The organism is Streptomyces sp. NPDC020192 (assembly GCF_044388685.1).
GTDB lineage: Bacteria > Actinomycetota > Actinomycetes > Streptomycetales > Streptomycetaceae > Streptomyces.
Genome location: NZ_JBIRXG010000016.1, coordinates 131,244 through 154,182, shown reverse-complemented (window position 1 = coordinate 154,182; position 22,939 = coordinate 131,244). Strand labels below are relative to the sequence as shown.

Annotated in this window: 22 protein-coding genes; 17 read left to right on the top strand and 5 right to left on the bottom strand. The window is 65.9% G+C overall.

Translation table 11 applies throughout. The annotated features are described in order from the left end of the window. Positions 1 to 178: 178 nt before the first annotated feature. The 7 genes from ACH47Z_RS28835 (at position 179) to ACH47Z_RS28805 (ending at position 6,561) form a co-directional block, all read left to right on the top strand. On the top strand, positions 179 to 1,165 hold the full coding sequence (locus tag ACH47Z_RS28835) for a phosphotransferase family protein (RefSeq protein ID WP_399078698.1): 987 nt from the start codon (positions 179 to 181) through the stop codon (positions 1,163 to 1,165). A gap of 943 nt (positions 1,166 to 2,108) precedes the next feature. Next, a complete protein-coding gene (locus ACH47Z_RS28830) occupies positions 2,109 to 2,663 on the top strand; it encodes a hypothetical protein (RefSeq protein WP_399078695.1) in 555 nt (184 codons plus the stop codon). Further along, positions 2,656 to 3,981 (top strand): diaminopimelate decarboxylase family protein, encoded by a 1,326-nt coding sequence (locus ACH47Z_RS28825; protein WP_399078692.1) that lies wholly within the window; start codon positions 2,656 to 2,658, stop codon positions 3,979 to 3,981. The genes ACH47Z_RS28830 and ACH47Z_RS28825 overlap by 8 nt, the downstream gene beginning before the upstream one ends. Further along, complete coding sequence (locus tag ACH47Z_RS28820) at positions 3,971 to 4,381, top strand: hypothetical protein (RefSeq protein ID WP_399078690.1); 411 nt, start codon at positions 3,971 to 3,973, stop codon at positions 4,379 to 4,381. Before ACH47Z_RS28825 ends, ACH47Z_RS28820 begins: the two co-directional genes overlap by 11 nt. 66 nt (positions 4,382 to 4,447) lie before the next feature. Continuing rightward, positions 4,448 to 5,359, top strand: a complete 912-nt coding sequence (locus ACH47Z_RS28815; RefSeq protein ID WP_399078688.1) for a radical SAM protein — start codon at positions 4,448 to 4,450, stop codon at positions 5,357 to 5,359. A 1-nt stretch (position 5,360) separates the two neighbouring features. Next, a complete protein-coding gene (locus ACH47Z_RS28810) occupies positions 5,361 to 6,020 on the top strand; it encodes a class I SAM-dependent methyltransferase (RefSeq protein WP_399078686.1) in 660 nt (219 codons plus the stop codon). Further along, positions 6,010 to 6,561 (top strand): class IV adenylate cyclase, encoded by a 552-nt coding sequence (locus ACH47Z_RS28805; protein ID WP_399078684.1) that lies wholly within the window; start codon positions 6,010 to 6,012, stop codon positions 6,559 to 6,561. The genes ACH47Z_RS28810 and ACH47Z_RS28805 overlap by 11 nt, the downstream gene beginning before the upstream one ends. Positions 6,562 to 6,616: 55 nt before the next feature. On the opposite strand, the gene ACH47Z_RS28800 is transcribed toward ACH47Z_RS28805, so the two are convergent. The 5 genes from ACH47Z_RS28800 to ACH47Z_RS28780 all read right to left on the bottom strand — a co-directional run bounded on the left by ACH47Z_RS28800 (position 6,617) and on the right by ACH47Z_RS28780 (position 11,902). Further along, positions 6,617 to 7,117 carry an NUDIX domain-containing protein gene (locus tag ACH47Z_RS28800; RefSeq protein WP_399078682.1) on the bottom strand — a complete coding sequence of 167 codons (501 nt, stop codon included), beginning with the start codon at positions 7,115 to 7,117 and terminating at the stop codon, positions 6,617 to 6,619. 216 nt (positions 7,118 to 7,333) lie between these two features. Continuing rightward, a complete protein-coding gene (locus ACH47Z_RS28795) occupies positions 7,334 to 8,209 on the bottom strand; it encodes a phosphotransferase family protein (RefSeq protein WP_399078679.1) in 876 nt (291 codons plus the stop codon). Further along, the gene (locus ACH47Z_RS28790; protein WP_399078676.1) at positions 8,206 to 9,678 is read right to left on the bottom strand and encodes a helix-turn-helix domain-containing protein; all 1,473 of its coding nucleotides are present in this window, start codon (positions 9,676 to 9,678) and stop codon (positions 8,206 to 8,208) included. Before ACH47Z_RS28790 ends, ACH47Z_RS28795 begins: the two co-directional genes overlap by 4 nt. 95 nt (positions 9,679 to 9,773) lie before the next feature. Continuing rightward, the gene (locus ACH47Z_RS28785) at positions 9,774 to 10,493 is read right to left on the bottom strand and encodes an HAD family hydrolase (RefSeq protein ID WP_399078674.1); all 720 of its coding nucleotides are present in this window, start codon (positions 10,491 to 10,493) and stop codon (positions 9,774 to 9,776) included. 2 nt (positions 10,494 to 10,495) lie between these two features. Continuing rightward, complete coding sequence (locus tag ACH47Z_RS28780) at positions 10,496 to 11,902, bottom strand: helix-turn-helix domain-containing protein (RefSeq protein WP_399078835.1); 1,407 nt, start codon at positions 11,900 to 11,902, stop codon at positions 10,496 to 10,498. A gap of 845 nt (positions 11,903 to 12,747) precedes the next feature. On the opposite strand from ACH47Z_RS28780, the gene ACH47Z_RS28775 reads away from it, so the two are divergent. The 10 genes from ACH47Z_RS28775 (at position 12,748) to ACH47Z_RS28730 (ending at position 22,806) form a co-directional block, all read left to right on the top strand. Next, the gene (locus tag ACH47Z_RS28775) at positions 12,748 to 12,942 is read left to right on the top strand and encodes a hypothetical protein (protein WP_399078672.1); all 195 of its coding nucleotides are present in this window, start codon (positions 12,748 to 12,750) and stop codon (positions 12,940 to 12,942) included. A gap of 83 nt (positions 12,943 to 13,025) precedes the next feature. Beyond that, positions 13,026 to 14,276 (top strand): ATP-binding protein, encoded by a 1,251-nt coding sequence (locus ACH47Z_RS28770; protein WP_399078670.1) that lies wholly within the window; start codon positions 13,026 to 13,028, stop codon positions 14,274 to 14,276. A 41-nt stretch (positions 14,277 to 14,317) separates the two neighbouring features. After that, the gene (locus ACH47Z_RS28765; RefSeq protein WP_399078668.1) at positions 14,318 to 14,707 is read left to right on the top strand and encodes a roadblock/LC7 domain-containing protein; all 390 of its coding nucleotides are present in this window, start codon (positions 14,318 to 14,320) and stop codon (positions 14,705 to 14,707) included. Then, a complete protein-coding gene (locus ACH47Z_RS28760) occupies positions 14,704 to 15,048 on the top strand; it encodes a DUF742 domain-containing protein (RefSeq protein WP_399078665.1) in 345 nt (114 codons plus the stop codon). Before ACH47Z_RS28765 ends, ACH47Z_RS28760 begins: the two co-directional genes overlap by 4 nt. Beyond that, positions 15,026 to 15,628, top strand: coding sequence for a GTP-binding protein (locus ACH47Z_RS28755; protein ID WP_399078663.1), 603 nt, complete (start codon positions 15,026 to 15,028; stop codon positions 15,626 to 15,628). The genes ACH47Z_RS28760 and ACH47Z_RS28755 overlap by 23 nt, the downstream gene beginning before the upstream one ends. 62 nt (positions 15,629 to 15,690) lie before the next feature. Then, positions 15,691 to 16,860 (top strand): cytochrome P450, encoded by a 1,170-nt coding sequence (locus tag ACH47Z_RS28750; protein ID WP_399078661.1) that lies wholly within the window; start codon positions 15,691 to 15,693, stop codon positions 16,858 to 16,860. An 11-nt stretch (positions 16,861 to 16,871) separates the two neighbouring features. Further along, a complete protein-coding gene (locus tag ACH47Z_RS28745; protein WP_399078659.1) occupies positions 16,872 to 18,116 on the top strand; it encodes a cytochrome P450 in 1,245 nt (414 codons plus the stop codon). A 559-nt stretch (positions 18,117 to 18,675) separates the two neighbouring features. Beyond that, positions 18,676 to 19,728: a phosphotransferase enzyme family protein gene (locus tag ACH47Z_RS28740; protein WP_399078657.1), complete on the top strand. Its 1,053-nt coding sequence runs from the start codon at positions 18,676 to 18,678 to the stop codon at positions 19,726 to 19,728. Positions 19,729 to 19,905: 177 nt separating this feature from the next. Beyond that, positions 19,906 to 21,867, top strand: coding sequence for an ABC transporter ATP-binding protein (locus ACH47Z_RS28735; protein WP_399078655.1), 1,962 nt, complete (start codon positions 19,906 to 19,908; stop codon positions 21,865 to 21,867). 18 nt (positions 21,868 to 21,885) lie between these two features. Beyond that, positions 21,886 to 22,806: a hypothetical protein gene (locus ACH47Z_RS28730; RefSeq protein ID WP_399078653.1), complete on the top strand. Its 921-nt coding sequence runs from the start codon at positions 21,886 to 21,888 to the stop codon at positions 22,804 to 22,806. Positions 22,807 to 22,939: the final 133 nt, after the last annotated feature.

Genomic DNA, 22,939 nt, shown 5'->3' with positions numbered 1-22,939 from the left:
GTGCGGTCAGCTCATCGACGGCGCCGCCGGACCACAGCGGCACGACGCCCCCGCACAGCAGGTGTCGCGGTTGCCCGCCCCGCGCACCCCGCGGCCACGGCCCCGCAGACGCCGATGAACACCGGCTGGCCCCGATACGGTGCTGCGGCAGGCCCTCCCGCTTACGGAGCATCCATTCATGGAGTACCAGCCGATCCCGCGCTCGCCCGACGCCTTCCAGCAACCGGTGACACCGGACGAGATCGCGGCGATCTGCCGCCGCACCTTCGGCAGCGGCACCCAGGTCACCGCTGCCGTCGAGCTCGGCGGCGGGATGTACAACACCACCCTGCGCGTGTACGTCAACTGGGAGGACCGGCCGGTCATCCTCCGCGTCGCACCACCGCCCCACAAGCAGTTCCGCAGCGAACACGCCCTGATGCGCAACGAGTTCGCGACCCTTCCCTACCTCGCGCCCATCGCCTCGCTGATGCCCCGGCTCATCGCCGCCGACTTCACCCACGAGGTCATTCGGCGGGACGTCATGGTCCAAACGCTATTGGACGGCGATCCGGCCGCCGAGCGGCTCGGGGCCTATCCGCGTTCTACCTGGCCGGACTTCTTCCGGCAGCTCGGTGAGGTCGCCCGCACCGTGCACGCGGTACGCGGCCCGCACTTCGGCCCCGTCTCCAGCCCTGGCCACACCGCCTGGAGCGAGGCGCTGACCGCCTCCTTCACCGACATCGCAGCCGACCTCGACGCCGCCGGACTGGACGCTACTGACCTGCGCAAGGTCGCAGACCTGGTCGACCAGCACCGGGCAACCTTCGACGAGATCACCGAACCCCGCCTCCTGTCGGGGGATTTCTGGACAATCAACTGTCTTCTGGACACGTCGGCCCCAGCGCCCACACTCAGCGGAGTGATCGACTTCGATCGCACGCTCTGGGGCGATCCGGCAGCTGACTGGACCATCCGCATGGCCACGGCCAAGGCCGATGAGCGGACGTCGTTCTGGGAGACCTACGGCCCCCTGGACCAGTCCGACGCCGCGACCTGGCGCTCGAAGATCTACGAAGCCCGGCACCTCGGCGCCATCCGCCTGGAGCGCCACCGTCTCGGCAACAAGGAAGGCGTCAGGAACAGCTACGAGGTGATCGCGACGCTCCTCGCCGCCATTGGCTGAACGCTCGCTCACCTCCTTCGAGAAGGAGCTGCTCGCCTGTGAGGTCGGCCAGCGCCAAGCCGCTGCGAGCCGCGAAATCCTCAACGTCCCTTTCATCAACGGCGTATTGGCCGTCGGCGGCGAGGAGGGGGGACAGGACGTGGTTGCGCCAGCGCCGGGGGAATGTGGGGTCGTAGAGCTGCTGCTGGAGCAGCGGCAGAAACGGAAGACCACTGTCGGTTACGGGGGCGAAGGCGGCGCTCCAGTAGCGAACGAAGCCGGTCTGCCACGGCCCCTCCGCCCACCCCGTCACCGTCGCCTCTGCGGTGGTGCACTGCCCTTTGGCCAGGACGCGCAGGCGGTCTCGGCGTCCTCCCGCTTGAGGTCGTGCGGGGTGCCGCATCTCCAGATGTCGGCCCTCGCGTAGACGTCGCCGACTCCGTCCTCGGCCATGAGACGGCCCAGAGCGGTGCGAGTCCGATGCGTGTAGGGCAGCCGGCGGGCGCTCTCGGTCAGAGCCTGCGCCTCGGACTCGGTGATGCGGCCGTCATCGCGGCGCGTTCGAACGCGCCGCGGAGGCACCAGGGCCTACGTCAGCGCAGGGTGCTTCCCACTCGCTCGAAGCACGGGCCTCGCACCGCACGTCCACCATGCGTAGAAGCTGGCTGGAACCCCGACATCACTCCAGTGATATTACTGCCGAAATATGCGGCTGGCGCCCTCAGCCAACACGCTTGACGGGCACTCAGGACGGTTCGGTTGCCCGAAATGCACACCTCGCACCGAGCTGCAACTCCCGGCACAGGCACTTTCTTCCGGAGGCCTGAGGGAAACGAGCACGATCACCGAGTTGCACAATGCGAGGGGAGCACGGCAGGTGCCGGAGCCGACACGAGTCCCATCTTCACCACGCGAGCAGAGAGCACGCTCTCACGGGAGCGGCCAAGCACATGGTCGCTTCATCGTGCTCGAAGGCCTAAGCGCGGTCGGCAAGAGCACTGTGTCACCGCTCCTGGCGGAACGACTCGATGCGACCCTCATCCCGACCCTCCTCCCGGAATTCGAGACCGTACGCAAGGGCGTCGACAGGACTCGCCTCGTCATGCCGCGGCTGCATTTCTGGATGATGACGAACTACGCGGTGTCCGAGACGGTCCGCGAGCACGTCCGCAGCGGCCAAGACGTGGTAGTTGAGAGCTACTTCTATCGAACTCTCGCCACGCACGCGGCCTTGGGGGCCTCTCAGCTCCCGGAGATCAACTGGGATCACGCCCTCGCGCCAGACATGACCGTCCTCCTGACCGTCGACGAACCCGTTCGGCAGGAGCGGCTCGCTGAGCGAGAGCGGCAACACGGATTGAGCTACTGGTCCCGCCGCGAGGAGTCCAACGTCGAAGTTACGCGCCGCACATACGAGGCGCTCGGCCTTCAACCCTTTGACACCACGAGGCTGAATGCCGCCCAAGTCGCAGAGAGGCTTGCCCAACTGGCCACCCAAAGGGAGGCAATCCGTGGCTAGTTCGCTGCACGAGCACGCCTTCGGCTTGGGCCACCAGCATCCCACTCCGTTCTACGTGTTCTCACCGACCCGCCTGTCGGCCGCGCTCGACCGGTTTCACAGCTTCACGGCCAGCCTGCCGATCCCAGCTGAGGTGTACTACTCGTACAAGACCAACTACCTACCTGCGCTGTGCGGCGAGTTGGCCGACGCCGGCATCGGTGCGGAGGTGACCTCCCCCGCGGAATGGAGGTCTGCACGTCAGCTGCACCAGGCTGGGCGCATCGTCGTGAACGGTATCGGGAAGTGCGCCGATGGGCTTCTACAAGAAATCGTCGACGACCCCACCTCGACACCGCGGCTGGTCAACATGGAGACCGACACAGAGATCGACGTCGTCTCGCGGCGCACCACCGACTCTCAGCCGTTGTCCGTAGGGGTACGGGTGACGATTCCCGAGGTTTCCGGGGAGCTCGGCCGTGATCCCTCCGAACATTGGAACCGCGGTGTGACGAAGTTCGGCTGGGCCATCGACGGGACCGCGGTCCTGGATGCATGCCGCAAGCTCGCCAGCAGCGAACCGGTCCGGCTGGAGGCCCTTCACCTGCACTTCGGCAGCCAGCTGGTGTCGGCGTCGCGTTACGACGTCGCCCTACGCAGGCTCGGCGATCTTGTTGAGCGGCTGAAGAATTCCGGCGTCCCGGTTGCGACTCTGGATCTCGGGGGCGGCATCGCGTCTGGATGGGTGACGAAGCAGCGCACTGGGCCACTGTTCGATCTTCTGATGCTCATGGGGCTCCCGACCCCGAAGAGCCAGCAGAAGGCGCCGGACCTTGAAGGGATCGCAGCCGTCTTTCATCGGCATGCTGCCCGCTTGGCCGACCTCGGCGTGACGAAGCTGATCTTCGAGCCGGGTCGGTTCCTCGCAGAGCCATCGATGGTCGCGGTCGCCAAGGTGATTGCAGTACGGCGTGACGGAGACCGACGGCACGCAGTACTGGATCTCGGCACGAATGGGCTGCACTGCTGGCGGGGTAACGAGACCCGCCCCATCGTCTTCGCTACCGCAGATGAAGGGCCCGCCGAGGCCATACAGCTCGTTGGACCGCTGTGCCACCGCAGTGACACCTTCGGCGAGGTCACCACACCCGCCCCGCTGCAGGCCGGCGACATGGTCTGTTTCGATGCGGTTGGGGCCTACTCCCTCGGTGACTGGGTGGCCAACGCGTGGCCCCGCCCGCCGGTGTACAGCGAGGGCGGCCAGTTGCTGTGGCAGCCGCCCAGTCATGGGCTGACCAATGCAACGCCGTCGGATGCTGAGATCGACCATGGGCGCTGAAACCACCTTCCCGGCATCGCCGCGCGAGCTTCTCGGATTGGTGGACTCGTGCGAGTCGCTCTTGCAGTGCACCGATCCCGAGCGGGCGATCGTGGCGGCCGCAGTGCTCGCTGATGATGGACGCGTCTTCACCGCGTTGCATGTCCGGTCGCACAACTGCAGCCACTGCTCCGTGTGCGCCGAAGCCGTAGCGATCGGCATGGCAGTGACCGCAGGCGCAGTAAGCCTCGTCGCAGCGGTCTCTGTCGTACGCGGCAACGGTACTTTCCGAGTCTGGTCGCCGTGTGGCGGCTGCCGGGAGCTGCTGCGCGATCACGGAGTCGTGCAGGTCATCGTGGCGCGCACCCCGGATGGAGGTCTCGCCACCGCGACTCCCAACGAACTTCTTCCCTGGCCATAGCCCGCAGTCGCCCGCAGTTGGCTGTGGGGCGCTGCGCCGTCCCCCCTCATCAAGGAGCTGAGGACCATGCTCGACCAGGTCGCAGGGATCACCCGCGTTCGGATGCTCTACCTGCAGCTTCTCTACCGCTGCAACTACACGTGCAAGCACTGCTTCCACGGGGAGCTACTCAAAGAGCCGGACCAGTTCGAACTCGACGAGGCCCGCAGCATCCTGGACCACTTCCGCGAGGTGTACCGGCTCGATGCCGTGACGCTTCTGGGCGGGGAGCCCCTGCTGTACCCGCACATCGCGGAGGTGAGTGCGTACGCCAAGCAGATCGGGCTTGACGTCGAGATCTGCACGAACGGACACCGCGGCTTCCGGTCGAGGATCGAGGCGATCGCCCCCTCGATAGACAAGTTCCGCGTATCCCTCGACGGCCTCATGCTCCACCACGACCTGATCCGACAGCGTGGCAGCTTCGAGGGCGCCATCGAGATGATCGACCTTGCCGTCGGCCTCGGACTGACCACTGGCGCCACCATGACCGTGACGGACAGCACTCTGGACGACGTGGCGCCGCTCGCGAGGATGCTCGAAGAGCATGGGGTGACGGAGCTGAAGCTCCACGCACTGCGGCTCGTGGGCAACGCGGCCAAGCACCCGGACCTCGAAGTCGTCGACATCGACCGGTACGCCGACCTTCACCAGCAGATCAGGGAAGCCTGCCTGGGGATCCAAGTCATCTACGACTCAGATCTGTCCCCTGAGCCTGCGGGCGAGCAGTGCTCCAACCTGGTGGCCGGCGGGTGGCTTGACCGTATCGAATCAGACCCGCGCGGCGCTCTGACCGTGTCCTGCAAGGCGGTCGGCCGAGACGTGAACGCCTTCCGCTGGGACAAGGCCGAGCAGGTGATCAGGTATGAGCCACGGTCTGATGACGAGTTCGCTGCCGGGATCCCGGACGTGGTGTACGAGACGGCGAGGGTGAGTTGAGATGGCGATCACGCGCAGTCTCTGGCAAGAGACCCGAACGTTCTTCCCGCTGTTCCTCAGTCTGATCAAGGAGCGCGGGGCCAAATCGGTGTGCGTCGTGGGCGCCTCTGACGGCAAGTTCGTGCTGCCCTTGGTCCGACGCGGGATCCGCGTCGTTGCCATAGAGCGCAACACGACTGCGCTCAACGGCGGCCCAGTCGTCCTGCCCGGGGGCGTGGAGTCCACCATGTCTGGCCTGAGGAAGCGGCTGGCTGAAGAGGGCTTCTCGAACCTTGTCGAGATCGTCGAGGCCGATATCCTCGACCTGACAGCCGAGTTGGAACCGTCGGATGCCGTCTGGACTAGCTGCTCGTGGCACTACAGCATCAACCATCGCCGGCCCCTGGGCGAGTTCGTCGCCACAATGAAGAGCCTGTGCCGGCCACACGGCGGCGTGTTCGGTGCCGAGTACATGATGCCCGTCGAGCCACGCCACCTGACCTTGGAGCACTATCCGGAGGAAGGAGGAATGCGGCACCACTTCCCCGGCTGGACGATCGACTGGGAGACGTATACGCCGCCGTTCCTCGAAGCACCCCACGTCGAGCAACTGCACCAACATGTCCACCGCATGGGCCTGATCATCGCGACCCACCAGCAGGAAGAGAACGATGAAGACTGAATTCGAAGCGCGGTTCCTCGAAGTCGATGTCACGAAGATCACTGAGCATCTGACATCGCGTTCCGCCACGTGCACCATGCCCCGCACCCTCATGCGGCGGATCGTTTTCAAGAACGACGACATCGAGGCCCGCGGCGGTTGGCTGCGCTTGCGGCAGCAGGGTGCGAAGACGTTCCTTACCTACAAGCAGGTCACGTCGGAAGTCGCGGCAATCGACACGACCCTGGAAGCCGAGGTGGAGGTCGGCGAATTCGACGCGACGAAGACGCTACTGGAGGCAATGGGATTCACGGCTCTGCGCTACCAGGAGAACTACCGCGAAGAGTGGAAGCTCAATGGCGTCACTTTCGACATCGACACCTGGCCCGACCTTCCCACCTTCCTTGAGGTCGAAGGGCCGGACGAGAACGCGGTACGCGAGGCTGCCACAGCCCTGGGCCTCGACATCGCCCAGGCCTCTTACGGCAGTGTCGACGAGGTCTACCTGGCAGTCCTCGGCCGGGACATCCTCGCCGAGTCTGAACTCGTCTTCACCGCCTAAACGATCTCGGGCGGGGCAACCACTCAAGGGTCCGCCCCGCCCGGCGCCGACCGAACTAGGCGTCACTGGGTGATTCGGGCCAGCCGACGCAGGAGAAGGTGATCCCCTGGGGAATCGCCTTCAGGGCGGCGGCAGTGAAGTCGACCATGGGTTCAGGTAGATCCCCGAGGGGATACCAGCCGAGATGTGCACATTTGTGCGGCTCTGCATTGACCGGTTCCCCATCCCAGAAGTGCACCAAGAAGAACAACTGGAGGCGCGGATCGTCGTCCGCCGTCCAGTGGTGGACGGTGTGCACCAGTTCCAGATCCTGCTCCCGCAGGCTCAAGCCAAGTTCCTCTTCCGCCTCACGCACCGCGGCGGCCGTGGCAGTCTCGCCGGCTTCAAGATGGCCGGCAGGCACGTGGTAGTGCCCATCCCGCCAGCCCGTACCCGCCCTGAGCCCGAGCAGGACCCTGCCTTCGCGCTGCAAGATCAAATGGACACCGATCACCGATCGATAGCAGCCATCGGTGTAGGTGACCCCTGCTGAAGCAACGGGCGCGCTGTAAGTCATGACGTGTTCCTTGAGGACGAGAGAGACCTGACCAGGCCACAGCCTGCCCTGCCTTCAGCAGTCCAGGTGGCCAAATCGCCCGATTTCCCACACGCTCATGCACCGGATCGTCACCGCGGAGCTCACTTGGGAAGCGGAACAGGCTCACGAGGAACCCGCTGCTCCGCAGATGGCGTGGGCGCGAAACGCGGAGTCACGCGCCTGGCACCCAATGCGTCAGGCAACGTTCCATTGAGCTTGAACCTCACGGTTCCTGAGCGTCTCTATGCGATGCGACAGCTGCCGCCTCGCAGCGGAATCTCCGCGGTCTGCGCGTCGAATATAGGAGCCGAGAGTATGGAGGTCTCGAATTTCACAAAGGACGCGGAGTCCAGGCCACCGACTGATGTCGTATCCGTACTGATTGCTGAATTCATCAAGTTCTTCCGCAGTGCGCCCGAAACGCACCCCTTGGAAGGTGTTAGCCAGGTCGATCTCGCGAGGCCCGAATGCCGCTTCGTCCCAATCGCCGAGTTTTACGCTGCATTGATCCCACAGAGTGTTGCCGGGGTAGGCGTCACCATGGATGTGCCCGTGCCCCAGTGGGAAATCTAGCTCTTCGTACGCGTCCAGGAGCTCCTCCCGCCGTACAGCCAGCCATTCACGCTGAGTCGGCTCCAGACCGACACTCGACTCCACTGCGTCCTTGAATGACGAGAGGGGCTGAAACTGCGGAAGAGTGATCGGTGGCGCAGGCAGGGAGTGGAAGGCCCGTAGTAGGCCACCCAATCGGCCTGCCGACGGCAGTCCGCCCTCCGGTTGCGGATAGTGGCGCCAGAACGTCACCACGTACGGTTCGTATGCCACAGGCTGTGGAAGATCCGCTGGCTCGGTCGCGGGGAAGCCGTTCGCGACAAGCCAGCGAGTCAGGGTCACGGCGGTCTCGAGCCGCTGCAGCTGAGTGGCCGGGCTGACCCGCACGACGAGGCCTGCGTCAAGGAGTAGAAACACGGATGTGGCGTGCTGGTGAAGTTGGGTGAGGGATCGGTCTGCCAGGCCTGACGCCCGGCAGGCCTGACGGGCGGCAGACTCGGGAGAGACCGTCATGGTCATGGAACTATGACTTTCGTTCGGGTGTCGAGCGCCTGGTAGCCGCGGGTCGCGTCCGCAAGTTCTCGTGCGAGGGGGCTGCGAGCGAGCCTGGGTTCCTCCAGCAGCCTAGCCACTGTTTGCATGGCGTCGCCGAGTTGCCTGATCCGCCGGTCTGGCGGGAGGTCCAGGAGGGGCCGGAGTTGCTCTTCGGCCCCTTCCAGTTCACCGGCAGCGATTCGCGCTGTCACGACGTCGAGACGTGCCAATGCCTCGTCCCCGTACGACCTGTGCTCCTGCGGTCCGTTCTCGTACAGTTCGATGGCGGTCAGAGCGTGCTGTTCGGCAGGCCGGTACTCCCCGAGGAGTGCGAAGGTTCCGCCGATGTAGTAGTGCTGTTTCGCTTCGGGGAACGTGAGCAGGCCTCCGAACCGGGTGAGCGCATCGCTGGCCGCATCCTGCTCTCGGGCGCGTTTGAGTTCCTCAAGGGCGGCCATGGCCGTATGTCGGTCGCCTATGCGCGCTGCTGCACGGGCCTCGATTGCTGCGACCCGGATGCGCGTCTCTCCACCGGAGGCAAGGTGGATAGCCTGTCGCGTGTAGTCGAGCGCGGTCTGCCGTCGCGATGACCACTCCGCGATGAGGGCGGCTGTGCCCTTCACCCACGCCCGCAGGTCGTTGTGGTCGGACTGTTCCGCGAAAGTCCAGGCCGATTGCAGTTGAGCGACGGCGGCGCCTTCGTCGCCGAGGTTCTGCGACGCGTGTGCGAGGAGCAGACAACTCGTGCCGGCGAGGAGCAGCAGCTCCCGGGTCTGGGCGAGTGGCTGGCGGCCGTTCAGCAGCGAGAAGAGGCAATCTCGTGTTGTGACGAGGTCGACGAAGATCTGGTGCAGCGGGGCGTGGACGTAGTCGCTGGCGATCTGAGTCAGCGTGGCCTCAAGCCCTTCGAGTTCGACGTCGCTGACGTTACTCATCGTGATGTCGTCGGCGAAGTGAAGGGAATGCGCGGCTGCCTGGGCCGCGAGGTGGTTCAGGTCCGTGGTGGCGCTCGCCACGTCACCGTTCTCGATGCTTTCCGGTCCATTTTGTGCAGGGGCGGGTAGGGGATGTGGCCGGTGTTCGCGAAGCGTCGGGGTCAGTAGATTGTCTGGCACCCCGATGCCCTTGAGGAAGCGGGCGGCCTTGTCGAGGTTGGTTAAGCGTCGTCTGCCGGCCTCAAGCATCGACAGAAAGCTCTGGCTGAGTCCGGTCATGGACGCCATCTCGTCCTGCCGGATTCCGGCCTCTGCCCGGATGAGACGACTCACACGGCCGAAGTCCCGGTTTGCGATAGCAGTCTGGACCTGGACGTCCGCCAAGACACCGGCTGGGATGCGGGGGCCGGGGAGAACTTCGAGTCTCCTGTCCCGGGCGCAAGCCGCACACCGCTCGTCCAGGTTGTACTGGCTCAGTCGGCATCCGCAGTCAGCGCATGTCCGAGGGTTCTTCGACATCGGACCCCCGTTTCTCGTATGCGAATGGCAGCGTACGTGCGGACGCCGGGGTGCCGGTATCACGGTTGTTATACGAGCAGGCGCTTCCGGGGCGGTCAGCGGGCCACTGTGCTGATGGCCTCCATGAGCTTGGGGACGTCTTCCAGGCTTTCGAGTACGAGATCGGCTCCAGCGGAGGACAACTCGGCAGCGGAGGTCTTTCCGGAGGCAACTCCGATCACAGGTGCTCCGCCTTCGAGACCGGTACGGACGTCTTCGAGGGAGTCGCCGATGATGACGGTGTTGGCGCGGGTGAAGGCTGCACCGTGCTTGGCCTGAGCGCGGTTCTGCGCCACAGCGACGAGAGCTGGACGGTGGTCGTTGTCGGAGGAGTAGCCGCCGATCTCTGTGTCCAGGAGTCCGGTGAGGTCGAATGCCTGCAATTTCAGGAGGGCGTTGGGCTTGAGGTTTCCCGTGACAACGGTCGACACGTATCCCGGTTGTGCATGCACGCTTCTGAGAGCGGCAACGGCACCAGGAAGGAGGACGCCGTGGTGACGGAGGTCCTCTGTGTGTGCGGCCAGCCGCTGCGGCAGGAGTTCCACCATGCGCGGGAGCAGGTGAGGGACCTGCGGTTCGGGGACGCCGTTGTCGGTGAGGAGCGATCGGATCGCGAGGGGCATGGTGACGCCAGTGCCACGGGCCGGGAGATGTTCCGCGGGCCGGCCGACGATTTCGGCGAAGGTCTCTCGGTAGACCTGGCGGTCGATGTCACCGACATACAAGAGAGTGCGGTCGATGTCCCACAGCACGAGTATCTGCGATGCGTCGGTCAAGGTCAGCTCCCTGTTGCCAGCATGGCGGCACGCCGTTCCAGTACGTCCTGAGCGTACGGGCTGTGTCCAACGGAGCCGAGCTGATCGATCATGCTCACGATGTGGTTGTCGAGCCGTGCCGACTGGAGTTTCGATGCGAGGTCAAGTGCCTCGTGCGCCGCAGCGCACCCGGCTTCGACGTCACCTTCCTCGATGTGGGCGGTTGCGGCCCGTGACAGGAACAGGCCCCGGGTTCGATGGTCTGCCGGGTTGAGTGCCTTCCGGGCCTTGGTGAAGCTGGCGACGGCGCTGCTCGGGTCCCCGAGGTCGAGGAAGCAGCTGCCTGTCTGCCCGTGGATCTCGCCCTCGTTGATCCAGTACAGCCAGTGCGGATCGTGTTCGGAGCGGCCCTGGGCGCAGAGATCAGCAGCTCGGCCGAGCGCGGCCAGGGCCGCCTGACGCTCGCCGAGCTTGGCGTGCCCTCGCGCCTGCCGGGTCAGGAGCATTGCCTCCAGTGCCGGCATGCCGAGCTTCCTGATCTTGTCCCGGGCGCGCTGTGCTGCTGTCACGGCGTGGTGCGGAGCGCCGGTGGAGTACGCGTGGATCGCAATGTAGGAGAGGGCGCCGGCACCGAGGCGTATGTCCTGGGAGGCTTTCGCTGCCCGGAGCGCGGCGAAGAGGTAGCTGAGCGGGCGGTCCCGGTCGCCGGAGTCGAAGACGAACCAGCCGACCTGTGTAGCGGTATCGGCGATGATCGCGGCCAGCTGGCGGCCTGTCGCCTCGTCGTACGACGTTTCCTCCGCCAGATACTTCAGGAACTGGAGGTGGCGGTCGCCGAGGGCCGTGAGGGTGCCGCTGCCGTCGCTCGCATCCATGGTCCGCAGGCTGTCGGTGGTGCGTTGCAATCCGTCGAGCAAGTCGTTGGCGAGGCGGCTTCCCTCTGCCGCCCTTCCGAGAGGCTCAGCCTCGGCCGTGTCCCAGGCGTTGACGAACGCAGTGAGCGCGACGCCGCTTGCAGTGAGGAATCGTCGACGGTCCATCGCGCTGCCTCCTACCGCGGTATCCAGTGCTGCCACCATACGAGCCGCGGTCCAGGGCAGGCTCGGATCAGCGTCGCCGACGAACTGGACTGCCGGCTCCTGGACGGTCGGCCCAGGTGCGTGTGGAAGCGGCAGGGCGACGAGCTGAGCGGGCACACCGAGGCCTGACAGGAACTCGATGATCTTGTCGATGTTGGTGAGGCGGCGGCTGCCTTTCTCCAGCATGGACAGAAACGCCTGACTCAGGCCGGTGATCTGGGCCATGTCTTCTTGGCGGAGGCCACCGCGAAGTCGGATGAGGCGGCTGGCCCGACCGAAGTCCAAGCTCGCGAGCGCGCTACGGACGTCTGGGTCGAGCCAGACGTGCTCCGGGACGGTTGGGGTATGCACTTCCCAGGTCGGTTGTGACCGTGCGCAGGTGGCACACAGCGAATCCGTGTTGTACTGGCTCAGGGTGCAGCCGCATCGATCGCAGCGTCGCTGCGTCTGCTGAAGCACTCTTGCCTCCCGTAAGCGAGTGCGTGCGGTGCGCCAGTCTTTTCTGGGCCCGGGATCACCAGAGTGATATCACCGTGGGAATGTGCGTAATCGTCATTCAGTGAACAGTCTTGGGGTCCAGCCAACGTCCTTGTGACTGAAGTTACTTGGTCAAGCGGCTCAGTCGATGCGTTTGGACGTACAGGAGAACCCGGTGATTGTCACTCAAGGCCGAGTTGACGCTGCCTTTGATCCTTGCACTCCTCAGCGGCCGGCCGCTTCCGTTGTGTCGCCACATGGCTGGAATCAGCCGCAATCCCAGCCCCTCTTACCGTGGGTGAGGCAGCCGTCTCCCGCTCAGGCCGAACTCCCGTGGGGGATCCAACTCGCGCCGCGTCCACTGCCGCAGCTGGGCGTCGTCGACGTGGTACAGACAGGGCTCGGTGTTGGACTTCGTGCGGTAGAGGCCGTCCGCAAGGGGGGATGGCCGGTTGGCCCGGTTCTCTGCTGCATCTCACACGCCCGGATTCACATCCCGGTCGAATCAGACACGGCATACCGTTGGCACGCACCCCAGACAGTGTGTCGTGCAGGTGTGTGGGAATGCACGCCCGACGGCCCGGGGATGACCTATTCGCGTTGCTCGGGAGTTTGGCTGTTCCCACCCGACGCCGGGTATGCGTGCACGGACGCTCCTGCCCTCCTGCATTGGCTGTCCCTGACGCGGTCCGCCGGCGTCCGCAGCGTCGGAGAGCGGCGTGGCAGTTAGCGTCTCGGCGGTTGTCCTTCTGGGGATCATCACGTTCTTGCTCGTCAAGAAGGGCGGGTTGAAGGCCGGGCATGCCGTCGTCTGCACGCTGTTCGGCTTCTACCTCGCCAGTTCCTCGCTTGCTCCGACGGTCTCGAAGTTCGTAGCGAGCCTCGCCCAGATGATCAGCTCGATCAAGGTCTAGTCGGTCCCCCGTCGGTGAGCGCCCACGCTTGCCCGCTGCTCCCACTCTGCTTCGCCGCTCCTTCGATCCCAGTGAGAGAACTGATGAGACACGAGATAGCCGTCGCGGTGTCCTTGGTCTGGGCCGCTGTGTTCGCCGCCGTCGTCGGACTGGCCGTGCATTGCCGAGCCCGAGCCGCCCGCTGGCAAGAGGAGGTCGCAGCACGGGATCAGGCACTGCACAACATCGTCTCCCGCGGCCTGAACTCTCTTGCGTCCACCCTGCAGGCGCAGCAGGCCACAGCGGCGGAGTTCGACGTTCCTGATCGTCTGGCCGACTCCGACTTCCTGGCCGACCTGCGGGTGCTGGCCAAACTGTACGTGGCCGATCTTCACCGAGTGCAGACCGAGACCGCACTCGCGACGAGACGCCAAGTTGAAGACGAGGCCCGGGACGCGACTCGCGTCGCCGTGAAGTCTTTCGCCACGGCCATGGTGAGCGTGGGCATCGACGTGAGCAGCGAGATCGCGCAGGGCCTCCGTCGGCACCACGGCGATGCCGTCTTTGCGACACTGACCAGGATCGATCACGGTGTGCAGCAGATGCTCCACCAGGCACAGTCGTACGTCGTGCTGGCCGGGGGGCTGCTGGGGCAGAGGTGGCCGGCGAGCACACTGACTGATGTTGTTGGCGCGGCCCAGGGCGCCATCCGCGACTACGCGCGCGTTCAGCCGTACACCGGCGACCAAGCAGTCATCAGCCGCATGGTCGGACCGGTCAGACTCATCCTGAGTCACCTGCTGGACAACGCCGCACGCTATTCGCCGCCACAAACGTACGTCGAGGTGAGCACCCAGCCCGGCCATCATGGGGTGACGCTCCTCATCGACGACGCCGGCAAACGCATGAGCGATGAGGAGTTGGAGCGGGCGCGGCAGATGTTGGAAGGCCGCCACCAGGTCGACATCCTGGCCATGGAGGCCTACCCGAAGGTCGGGTTCCCGGTGATCGCTCTCCTTGCGCGCCGGTACGGCATCGACGTCGCCTTGTCGGGACCGAATCGCTACGGCGGCATGCGCGCCTCGGTGTTCATTCCCGAGGTCTTGCTCACCCAGGTCCCGACCGAGCCGCAAACGGCCCAGCCCGCTGCCGTCCCAGCAAGCGCCCAGCCTGCGGTGACGGAGAACGGGCTGCAGATCCGACGCCGCCGTGCCGCGGGCGGGCAGCAGCCCACGCCAGTGGGGCGTACGAGCACAGCGCCGGCTCGGGCCGACGTCTTCGGCGCCTGGCAGCAGAGCAGCAGAAGCAGTCGGGCGTCGGCTGCGCAGACACAGGAAGCGAGGTCGTCAGACTAATGACAACGCAGGCGAACGGAGCCAACAACAGGCTCGGCTGGATGCTCAATGACCTCGCGGACATGCCGGAGGCCCGTTACGTCGTCCTGCTGGCCGCGGACGGCCTGCTCATGGCCCATTCAGAGTCGGTGGATCGCGACGATGCGGACACCGTTGCCGCCTCAGCCAGCGGCTTCCACTCGATCGGCGCGGCCTTGGCCCCGTTCTGTGGCGGGAAGAACAACGGTCTGCGCCAGGTGGTGGGCGAGTTCGATGACGGATTCATCTTCGTCAAGACGGCCGGCATGAACACCCTGCTGGCGGTCGTCACCACCGCTTCCGCAGACGCTGGGGTCGTCACGCACCGAATGAACGAAGTCGCTGGACGCCTCGGCAACGAACTGGTCAGCCCGCCGCGGCAGCAGAGCGGTGAAGGAAGCGCCCGGCCATGAGCGGGCTGCGGCGCGACCCGGACATGATCCGGGCCTATGTCAGAACCAGAGGACGCTCAACTCCGTCCCGCGACGATCTGGAGTTGACGTCCCTGGTGCGCGCCGCGGACCGACCGCTGCAGGGCCTCGACAATGAGGCCGTCCGGGTGATGCGCCTGTGCAGCGGCCCTCTGTCGGTAGCCGAGATCGCCTCGCTCCTGGACCTACCTCCGACCGTGGCGCTCATCGTGGTCTCCGGCCTTCTCGACACCGGTCACCTGGCCACTCCTGCACCGGCCGACGACGCCCCGAGCATCGACATTCTGAAGGAAGTACTCGATGGACTCCGTGCTCTCGTCTGAGTACGTCTACCTGCCCACCACGGTGACTCGGTCGGCGAAGATCCTTGTCGCCGGTCACTTCGGGGCGGGCAAGACGACACTGGTCGGCAGCGTCTCGGAGATCACGCCGTTGCGTACCGAAGAGCCGATCACGCAGGCAAGCGTCGGCATCGACGACCTCAAGGGTCTGCCTGGCAAGACCGAGACGACGGTGGCCTTCGACTTCGGCCGGCGCACTCTCAGCCAGCAGTTGGCGTTGTACATCTTCGGCACCCCCGGCCAGAACCGGTTCACGCCCTTTTGGGAGCACCTCTTCCGCGGGGCACTGGGCGCCCTGATCCTGGTCGACACCCGCCGGCTGGAGGACTCCGACGAGGTTCTGGGCCTGTTCGAGGAACGTGGCCTCCCCTTCGCGGTAGCCGTCAACGAGTTCGACGGTGCCCCTCGTTACTCCCTGGCCGAGATCCGGCAAGCCCTTGCCCTTGAGGACGACGTCGTGCTCACGGCCTGCGACGCGCGCGACGAGTCGTCCTCGATCCGCGCGCTGATTGCCCTTGTCGAATACCTCCACCGATTCCGCCGCCTGGAGCACCTCTCGTGAATGCGTTGCCCTCGTCGCCCCCTCCGGGGTACCCGGCCCATGCCGAGCAGTACCGCTTCCCGATGTACACGCCCGAATTCGCGGCCGATCCGTACGCCGCCTACGCGCAGATGCGCGAGTGGTACGGATCGCTGGCCCCGGTCTACCTCGACCCGGACGTGCCTGCGACCCTCGTGATCGGCTACCACACCGCGGTCCGCATCCTCCACGACCCCGAGCGTTTCCCGGCCGACCCCCGCGTTTGGCAGCAGACCGTACCCGCCCACTGCCCGCTTCTGCCGATGGTGGAGCACCGGCCTAACGCGCTACGCAGTGTGGGAACAACCCACGCCCGGTACCGGACGGCGAACGTCGATGCCCTCGGCCGTGTCCGCCAGCACACCCTGCACACCACGGTGCAGCAGCTTGCCCTACCCCTGATCAACCAGATCTGCGTCGCTGGCCGAGCTGACCTGCTTACGCAGTACGCGCACCCCCTGGTCTTCCAGGTTCTCAACGCGATCCTGGGATGCCCGCCTGAGATCGGCCAGCGTGTTGCCGTCGGCATGGCCGCCGTCTTCGAAGGGGTGAACGCTGAGGAAGGCAACATCATGCTCGCCGAGGCGCTCACCGAGCTCATCGGCCTGAAACGCCGCCACCCCGGCACGGACATCACCACCGGCCTGCTGATGCACCAAGCCCGGCTCGACAGCACCGAATTGACGCACCAGCTGGTCACTCTCTACGGCGCTGGCATCGAGCCCCTGTCGAACCTGATCGCCAATACCCTGCGGCTGATTCTCAGTGACGCCCGGTACTCCGCCGACATCCTGCGAGGGAGCCTCAGCGTCCGCGACGCCCTCGACGAACTGCTCTTCGTCGACCCACCGGCCTCGAACTACTGCCTGTCCTACCCACCGTTCCCGGTCGAGGTGGACGGCGTCGTCCTTCCGGCCCATCAGCCGGTCGTGATCAGCATGGCCGCCTGCAACAACGATCCCGCCATTGCCTCCAACTACCCCGCAGGCAATCGATCGCACCTGACATGGAGCGCCGGCCCTCACGCCTGCCCCGCCCAGCCGCTCGCATACCTGACCGCGCAGGTGGCCATCGAGCAGATCCTCGATGCCCTACCCGAGATGGAGTTGGCCATCCCGGTCGAGCAGCTCGCCTATCGCCCCGGCCCCTTCCATCGTGCGCTGACTGCTCTGCCCGTCCAATTCGCCCCGACCCCGCCCCTCGCTCTCACCTGAGGAGAACCGCTGTGGATCACCCTGCACCGCTCGTCCTCGACCCCACAGGACGGGCTCGCCCGTCAGAAGAAGCCGCCCTCCACGCAGCCGGCCCCGCCACGCTCGTGGACATCCTCGGAGTGACCGCCTGGGCGGTCAGCGACCCCTACATCCTCAAAAGCCTCCTCAACGATCCGCGGGTGTCCAAGGACGCCAGCAAGCACTGGCCTGCATTCATCAACGGCGAGGTCACCGAGACGTGGCCGCTGGCCCTGTGGGTCGGGGTGACCAATATGTTCACCGCCTACGGCGACGACCATCGGCGGCTGCGGCGCCTCGTCAGCAAGGCGTTCACGCCGCGACGCACGACCGAGATGGTGCCGCGCATCGAACAGATCACCACCCGCCTCATCGACCAGATGGCCAAGACCAAGCCCGGCGAGGCCATTGAGCTGCGCGAGGCGCTGGCCTTCCCCTTGCCCATCCAGGTCATCGGCGACCTCATGGGCCTGCCCGAGGAGGTCTGGCCCAAGTTCCGCACCGTGGTCGAAGGAGTCTTCGACACCACGCTGGTCAAGGACGAGGCCGACGCCAACAACATCGCGTTGTACGGCATCCTCACCGAACTCGTCGCGGCGAAGCGGTCCGAGCCCGGCGAGGACCTGACGTCGGCGCTCATCAACGCTCGTGACGACGAGGGTGATGGTTCCGTCCTCACCGAGAAGGAACTCCTCGACACCCTGCTGCTGGTCATCTCTGCCGGCTACGAGACGACCGTCAATCTTCTCGACCAGGCCGTCACCGCGCTCCTCACTCACCCCGACCAGTTGGCCCACGTCCGCGCCGAGAACGCGTCGTGGGACGACGTGGTCGAGGAGACCCTCCGCTACGCCTCACCCGCAGTGCACCTGCCTCTGCGCTACGCCGTGGAGGACATCTACCTCCCGGGCAGGATCACGATCCGCCAGGGTGAGGCGATTCTGGCCTCCTACGGAGCAGCAGGCCGCCACCCCAACCTGCACGGCGCAACCGCAGGGAAGTTCGATGTCCTGCGGAAGGACAAGCAGCATCTCTCCTTCGGTCACGGCGCGCACTTCTGCCTCGGAGCACCCCTGGCCCGTGCCGAGGCGCGAGTCGTCCTCCCCGCGCTCTTCGACCGATTCCCGGACATGGCGCTCGCCGTGCCCGTCGACGGCCTCGAACCCCTGGGGAGCCTCCTGATCAACGGGCACCGGACGCTGCCCGTCCATCTGGAACCCCCGCGCCTGCCGAGCTGATCCGGGCTGGTACTGCTCAGCCGGTACTTCGCTGAGCTGGTGCCATACGCCCAGCTCAGCGCCCGTTGTCAGTGGTCCCTGGCAAGCTACATAACCACCGATGGGCACTCACGGCATCCAAATGACCACATTGAGTTAGGCCGGGTTGAGCGGCTCGGCGAGCGAAAGGGCATCGAGGTGACCGATATGCCTGACGCACTCCACCGTTTGGTGGGGTCAGTGACCGACACCTACACCGTGGCGGCTGACCACCCTAGGCCGGGCAGCATCCGCCCGCCGGTCTGGGAGATCCAGGCGCCCGGCGGTGGCAGGTGGTTCGCCAAGCAACACGTGAGTCCGAATCTGCACGCCAGGGAGGTCTACGCCTACCGGGGGTGGACGGCGGCCTCTCTCAAGTGGGGCCGGGCGCCGGAACTCGTTGCCTCGGACACCACGTCGCGCACCATGCTGGAGAACCTGCGCCTGGAGAGTCGCAGCCGCGCGTGGAGTGGGTGGCGGGCATGAACGCTTTCTCCGGAACCGCGACCGCACGTCGCCCTGCACATTCCAAGGACGAGTCATGGACGTGAACGACCCCGACGCCGGCGCGGCCCTGATGGTTGATGTGCTGGAGGACAGGTACGGGATCTTTGTCGGCGTGGTCGAGCCGGTGCACATGGGCACCGATACGACCAACCGGTGGGTCCTGACCGAGGACGGACGGCCGCTGTACGTCAAGGAGTACCGGCCCACCGCGAATGTGGCTGCGGCGCGGAGCACCTGGGACATGTCGGAATTCTGCCGCGCCGCCAGGATCCCGGTACCACGCGTATGGCCGGACGTAGACGGTGATCTCGTCACGATCGCTGAGGGCTGTGCCTGGGCAGTGACCGACGAGGTGCCCGGGCGGGTGACCGGTACGGCGATGACAGTTGCCCTGGCTGAAGACATCGGCGCGGTGATGGGGCGCATGCACCGGGCGCTCGCCGCGTACCCGATGCCACAGAAGGTGCAACATTCTCGCTGGAGGACGGGCAGCGTCGAAGACGCCGCGGCGAGGTGCGGCAGCGTGCTGGCCACGGCTCTCGGGCAGGGACACGATCATCTTGACCAACTTCGGCTGGACCTCGACCAGCGGCGGGAGGATCTGCACCAGCATGTGCACCGGTTGCGGGGGCGGCTGCCGGGCAAGCTGGTGGAACAGGCCCTGCACGCGGACCTCTCCCGAACCAACCTGATCGTCCTCGCCGATGCCGTCACCGGCGTCATCGACTTTCGTGGCGCACGCGCCACGCCGGCCTGGGAACTGGGCAGGGCCGCTTTCGACCCCCGCACTGTCGCCAACAGTCCGGAGTGGATCGCCTGCGCGCTGGCAATGGCCAGCGCGTATCTCGCCGAGAACCCGAGCCTCCCCGTGGGGGAGGTACGTTCCTGCGCACGGATTGCACTGCTGTACATGCTGTTCAGCTTCTACGGCGCCACGACCGCCGAATATGAGCTCCCGCCGGCCGCCGAAGCTGATCTGACGCAGCACTGGCGGGAGCGACAGACCACGATCCGCCTGCTACTGAACCACCTCGACGAGCTCGAAGACGCTCTTTCCAGCCTCTCAGCAGGCGGAAGCGACTCGTGACGAACTCGCTCGCCTCAGCCGCGTCCGCGTGTACGTCGAAAGTCGCCCGCCCCTTCCCCACCCTCAGGGAGACGTCTTGGATCACGCAGTGATCGGTCCACGCCAATCGCCCGCAGCCGCCGGCGTGCACGCCATGCCCATGCCCCAGAACACCACGGTGCAGGAGGTAAGGCGCTGATGGCGCAGTCGAAGAAAGACATCCTGTCTGCAACAAAGACAGCGCAGCCGGATGAACAACTGAAGTTCTTCGGTCAAGAGGACCGTCGCCTCGAGGCGGCCAACGCGATCACGACGCGTGCCATGGCCCACCGCATGCCGCAACTGATGCGGCGGGCCTTGGGACTCGGCTGGCAGGTGGATCGCAACTCCGTGATCGCCTTGCTTGTCTGTGAGGTGGCATCCGGGGTACTGGAAGCCTTCGGGCTGCTTGCCACTACCGCCGTGATCAAGCCTGTGATCGCATCCGGGCGCCTGTCTACGGCACAGCTTCTGGCCGCGGCCCCCTCCCTGGCTGTGGTGGTCGGCGCCATCGGGCTGCGCGCCCTGCTGGGCACCGCGACCACCGCGCTCTCAGCACGGCTGGCTCCCAGGATCTCCCGCGAAGCCGAACTGAAACTGCTGGACGCAGCGACACATGCGGAACTGGCCGCATACGACAACCCGGGATACAACGATCGCTGGGATGCCGCCGACCGGGGCGTCGAGGTCTCTCGCGATCTGCTCACGCAGTGTCAGTACATCCTCGGAGCAACCGCTTCACTGATCGCGTCCTTCTGCGCCCTGACAGCTGTTCATCCAATCCTGCTGCCACTCCTCATCCTCGCCGCCCTGCCCAAGGGCCTGGCGAGCGTGCGCGGGGCACGCGTCACGTATATCGCCTCGCGCACCACGGCAAAGGACCGCCGACTGCTGGCGATGCTGCGCTGGTACCTCGTCGACAAGCAGACCGCCGACCAGATCCGGTCCAGCACCATGGCCGGCTTCTTGATGAGCAGATACCGCGCAACCGGCAAGGAGATCGACAAGACCACCGACGAGGCCACGCTGCGCAGCGCCAAGATCGCGCTGCTCGGCGGCGCTACAGGCGGCTTCGCCAGCGCCGTGGTCTGGGCCGCCCTCGGACTGCTCGTGGTCACCGGCCATATCTCCGTGGCCGCCCTGGGCACGGCCTTCCTCGCTCTGAGCCGGGTCAGCACCAGCCTCGACGGGATCATCGGCTACGGCGCCCAACTGTTCCGTACTGGAATGTATCTGGATGACTGGGCCGACTTCATCGACGAAGCCGGTGGCCACCGCATCAACCGTGGCACCGAGATCCCCACTGGGCCCACGGTCGTGCGCGCCGAGAACGTCACTTTCCGATACCCGAGCGCCGACCAGCCTGCCCTCGACGGTGTTTCCCTGGAAGTCCGGCGTGGGGAAGTCCTGGCACTCGTGGGCGAGAACGGGTCTGGCAAGACCACCCTGAGCAAACTCCTGTCGGCGCTGTACCTTCCCGATCGCGGATTGATCGCTTGGGACGGCATCGATACCCGGAGCATGAACGCTCACGCTGCCTGGTCACTGGTCGCTGTCGTGCCGCAGAGCTTCGCGTGCTGGCCGCTCTCGGCCCGGGAGAACATCAACCTGGGCCAGCCTACGAAGGATGGAGACGAGCGTGTCCTCGACGCTGCTCGGGCGGCAGGCGCCGACGAGGTCATTGACGGTCTCCGCAGCGGTCTGAACACGCTACTCGCCAAGGAATGGTGGGGCGGGCAGGAACTGTCGGGTGGGCAGTGGCAACGCGTTGCGATCGCGCGAGCTTTCCACCGGCCAGCCGGCCTGCTCGTACTGGACGAGCCGACGGCCGCGCTCGACCCGAGAGCCGAGCATCGCATCTTCTCCGGCCTGCGCCGGCACGCAGCGGACCGCGCGGTCGTCCTCGTCACGCATCGCCTCACCAATGTGGCGATCGCCGACCGCATCGTGGTTCTCAACAAGGGCCGCGTCGTCCAGGACGGCACCTTCCCTGAACTCATGGCGGAACACGACGGCCTGTTCCGTGAATTGTGGGACCTGCAAAACGAGCGGACAGGACAGATCCCTGCTCCTACGTCTCCGGAGCACGCCGTGGCTCCCAACCAGCACACCCTGTTCTGACCTCTTTGGAAGTGTGGAATGACACCGACCGGCATACCGGCTGAGGCCGCGGATTGGGCCAGAGGCCATGTGGGGCGGCACGCCGCCTGGCAACTGCCGACCGACCTCAGTGGGGCCCGTACGTGGCGCATGTCCTCGCCGCAGGGCCTCGTCGACCTTCGCATCACGCGTACGGACAACGACTTCCGCCGCGAGATCTACGCGCACCGACATGCGATCCGTCACCTCGGCCCCGGCCACAGCCCTCACCTGCTCGCCGGCGAACCCCGGCTCAGGAGCCTACTGACCGTGCAGCCCAGGGGATGGCGCGTCGACAACGCAAAACTCCAGTGGCTGCCCCGAGTTCATGAGGACGCAGGTCACCTGCTGCGGGTCCTGCATGACAGTGCCGGCCGCTCGGAGAACACCTGCGTGCAGGCGAGGCGGGCCAGCGTGGCCTACGTGCAACGCATCCGTGCCATGGTCGGTCAGGTCGGTGCGGTAAGGGCCCTGACACACGCCGGTGCCGTTGAGGAATCCGCATCCATAGTGCTGGAGCACCTTCGGGAACTGCCGGCCGGATTTTGCCATGGCGCATTCGGCCCCGCGTCCTGGGAATGGCAGAGCCAGTCTCAGGCCCTGGCCATCACGGGGTTCGGCCGGTCTCAGATCATGGCTGCCGTCATCGACCTCGCGCGGCCGGCACTGTTGTGGGCCCACCAGCCGCACCTGCGTCGCTGGTTCTTCAAGGGCTACTGTCGGGCGCTCTCGAAGTCCGAGGTACTCGTTCTCGGGCACATGTCCGTGCTGGCCGCCGGCGAGGACTTGCTTCACGCAATCCATTTGCACGACCGCGAGTCGATCGCAGCAGCAGCGGCAGCTCTCCGCGTAGCCGCTGACCAGGCCGAGATGGCGCTCGACAACGCCTCGACAGCCCCTGTTGACGTCCAGGGAGAGTGACCCGAAGTGCACTGATGACTTGCAGCAGGCCGACAACGACACGGCGTCTTCGCCGAGGCACACAAAGCTTCCCAAAGCTATCTACTTCTCATATAAGGATGATATCCGCGTGATCCTCGTCGTTGATCCCGGC

Coding starts and splice junctions, on each gene's coding strand:
- ACH47Z_RS28790 (WP_399078676.1), bottom strand. CDS start 9,678: ATGTCGAAGAACCCTCGGACATGCGCTGACTGCGGATGCCGACTGAGC.
- ACH47Z_RS28735 (WP_399078655.1), top strand. CDS start 19,906: ATGGCGCAGTCGAAGAAAGACATCCTGTCTGCAACAAAGACAGCGCAG.
- ACH47Z_RS28820 (WP_399078690.1), top strand. CDS start 3,971: ATGGGCGCTGAAACCACCTTCCCGGCATCGCCGCGCGAGCTTCTCGGA.
- ACH47Z_RS28760 (WP_399078665.1), top strand. CDS start 14,704: ATGAGCGGGCTGCGGCGCGACCCGGACATGATCCGGGCCTATGTCAGA.
- ACH47Z_RS28805 (WP_399078684.1), top strand. CDS start 6,010: ATGAAGACTGAATTCGAAGCGCGGTTCCTCGAAGTCGATGTCACGAAG.
- ACH47Z_RS28770 (WP_399078670.1), top strand. CDS start 13,026: ATGAGACACGAGATAGCCGTCGCGGTGTCCTTGGTCTGGGCCGCTGTG.
- ACH47Z_RS28765 (WP_399078668.1), top strand. CDS start 14,318: ATGCTCAATGACCTCGCGGACATGCCGGAGGCCCGTTACGTCGTCCTG.
- ACH47Z_RS28835 (WP_399078698.1), top strand. CDS start 179: ATGGAGTACCAGCCGATCCCGCGCTCGCCCGACGCCTTCCAGCAACCG.
- ACH47Z_RS28800 (WP_399078682.1), bottom strand. CDS start 7,117: ATGACTTACAGCGCGCCCGTTGCTTCAGCAGGGGTCACCTACACCGAT.
- ACH47Z_RS28795 (WP_399078679.1), bottom strand. CDS start 8,209: ATGACCATGACGGTCTCTCCCGAGTCTGCCGCCCGTCAGGCCTGCCGG.
- ACH47Z_RS28755 (WP_399078663.1), top strand. CDS start 15,026: ATGGACTCCGTGCTCTCGTCTGAGTACGTCTACCTGCCCACCACGGTG.
- ACH47Z_RS28730 (WP_399078653.1), top strand. CDS start 21,886: ATGACACCGACCGGCATACCGGCTGAGGCCGCGGATTGGGCCAGAGGC.
- ACH47Z_RS28815 (WP_399078688.1), top strand. CDS start 4,448: ATGCTCGACCAGGTCGCAGGGATCACCCGCGTTCGGATGCTCTACCTG.
- ACH47Z_RS28750 (WP_399078661.1), top strand. CDS start 15,691: ATGTACACGCCCGAATTCGCGGCCGATCCGTACGCCGCCTACGCGCAG.
- ACH47Z_RS28740 (WP_399078657.1), top strand. CDS start 18,676: ATGGACGTGAACGACCCCGACGCCGGCGCGGCCCTGATGGTTGATGTG.
- ACH47Z_RS28810 (WP_399078686.1), top strand. CDS start 5,361: ATGGCGATCACGCGCAGTCTCTGGCAAGAGACCCGAACGTTCTTCCCG.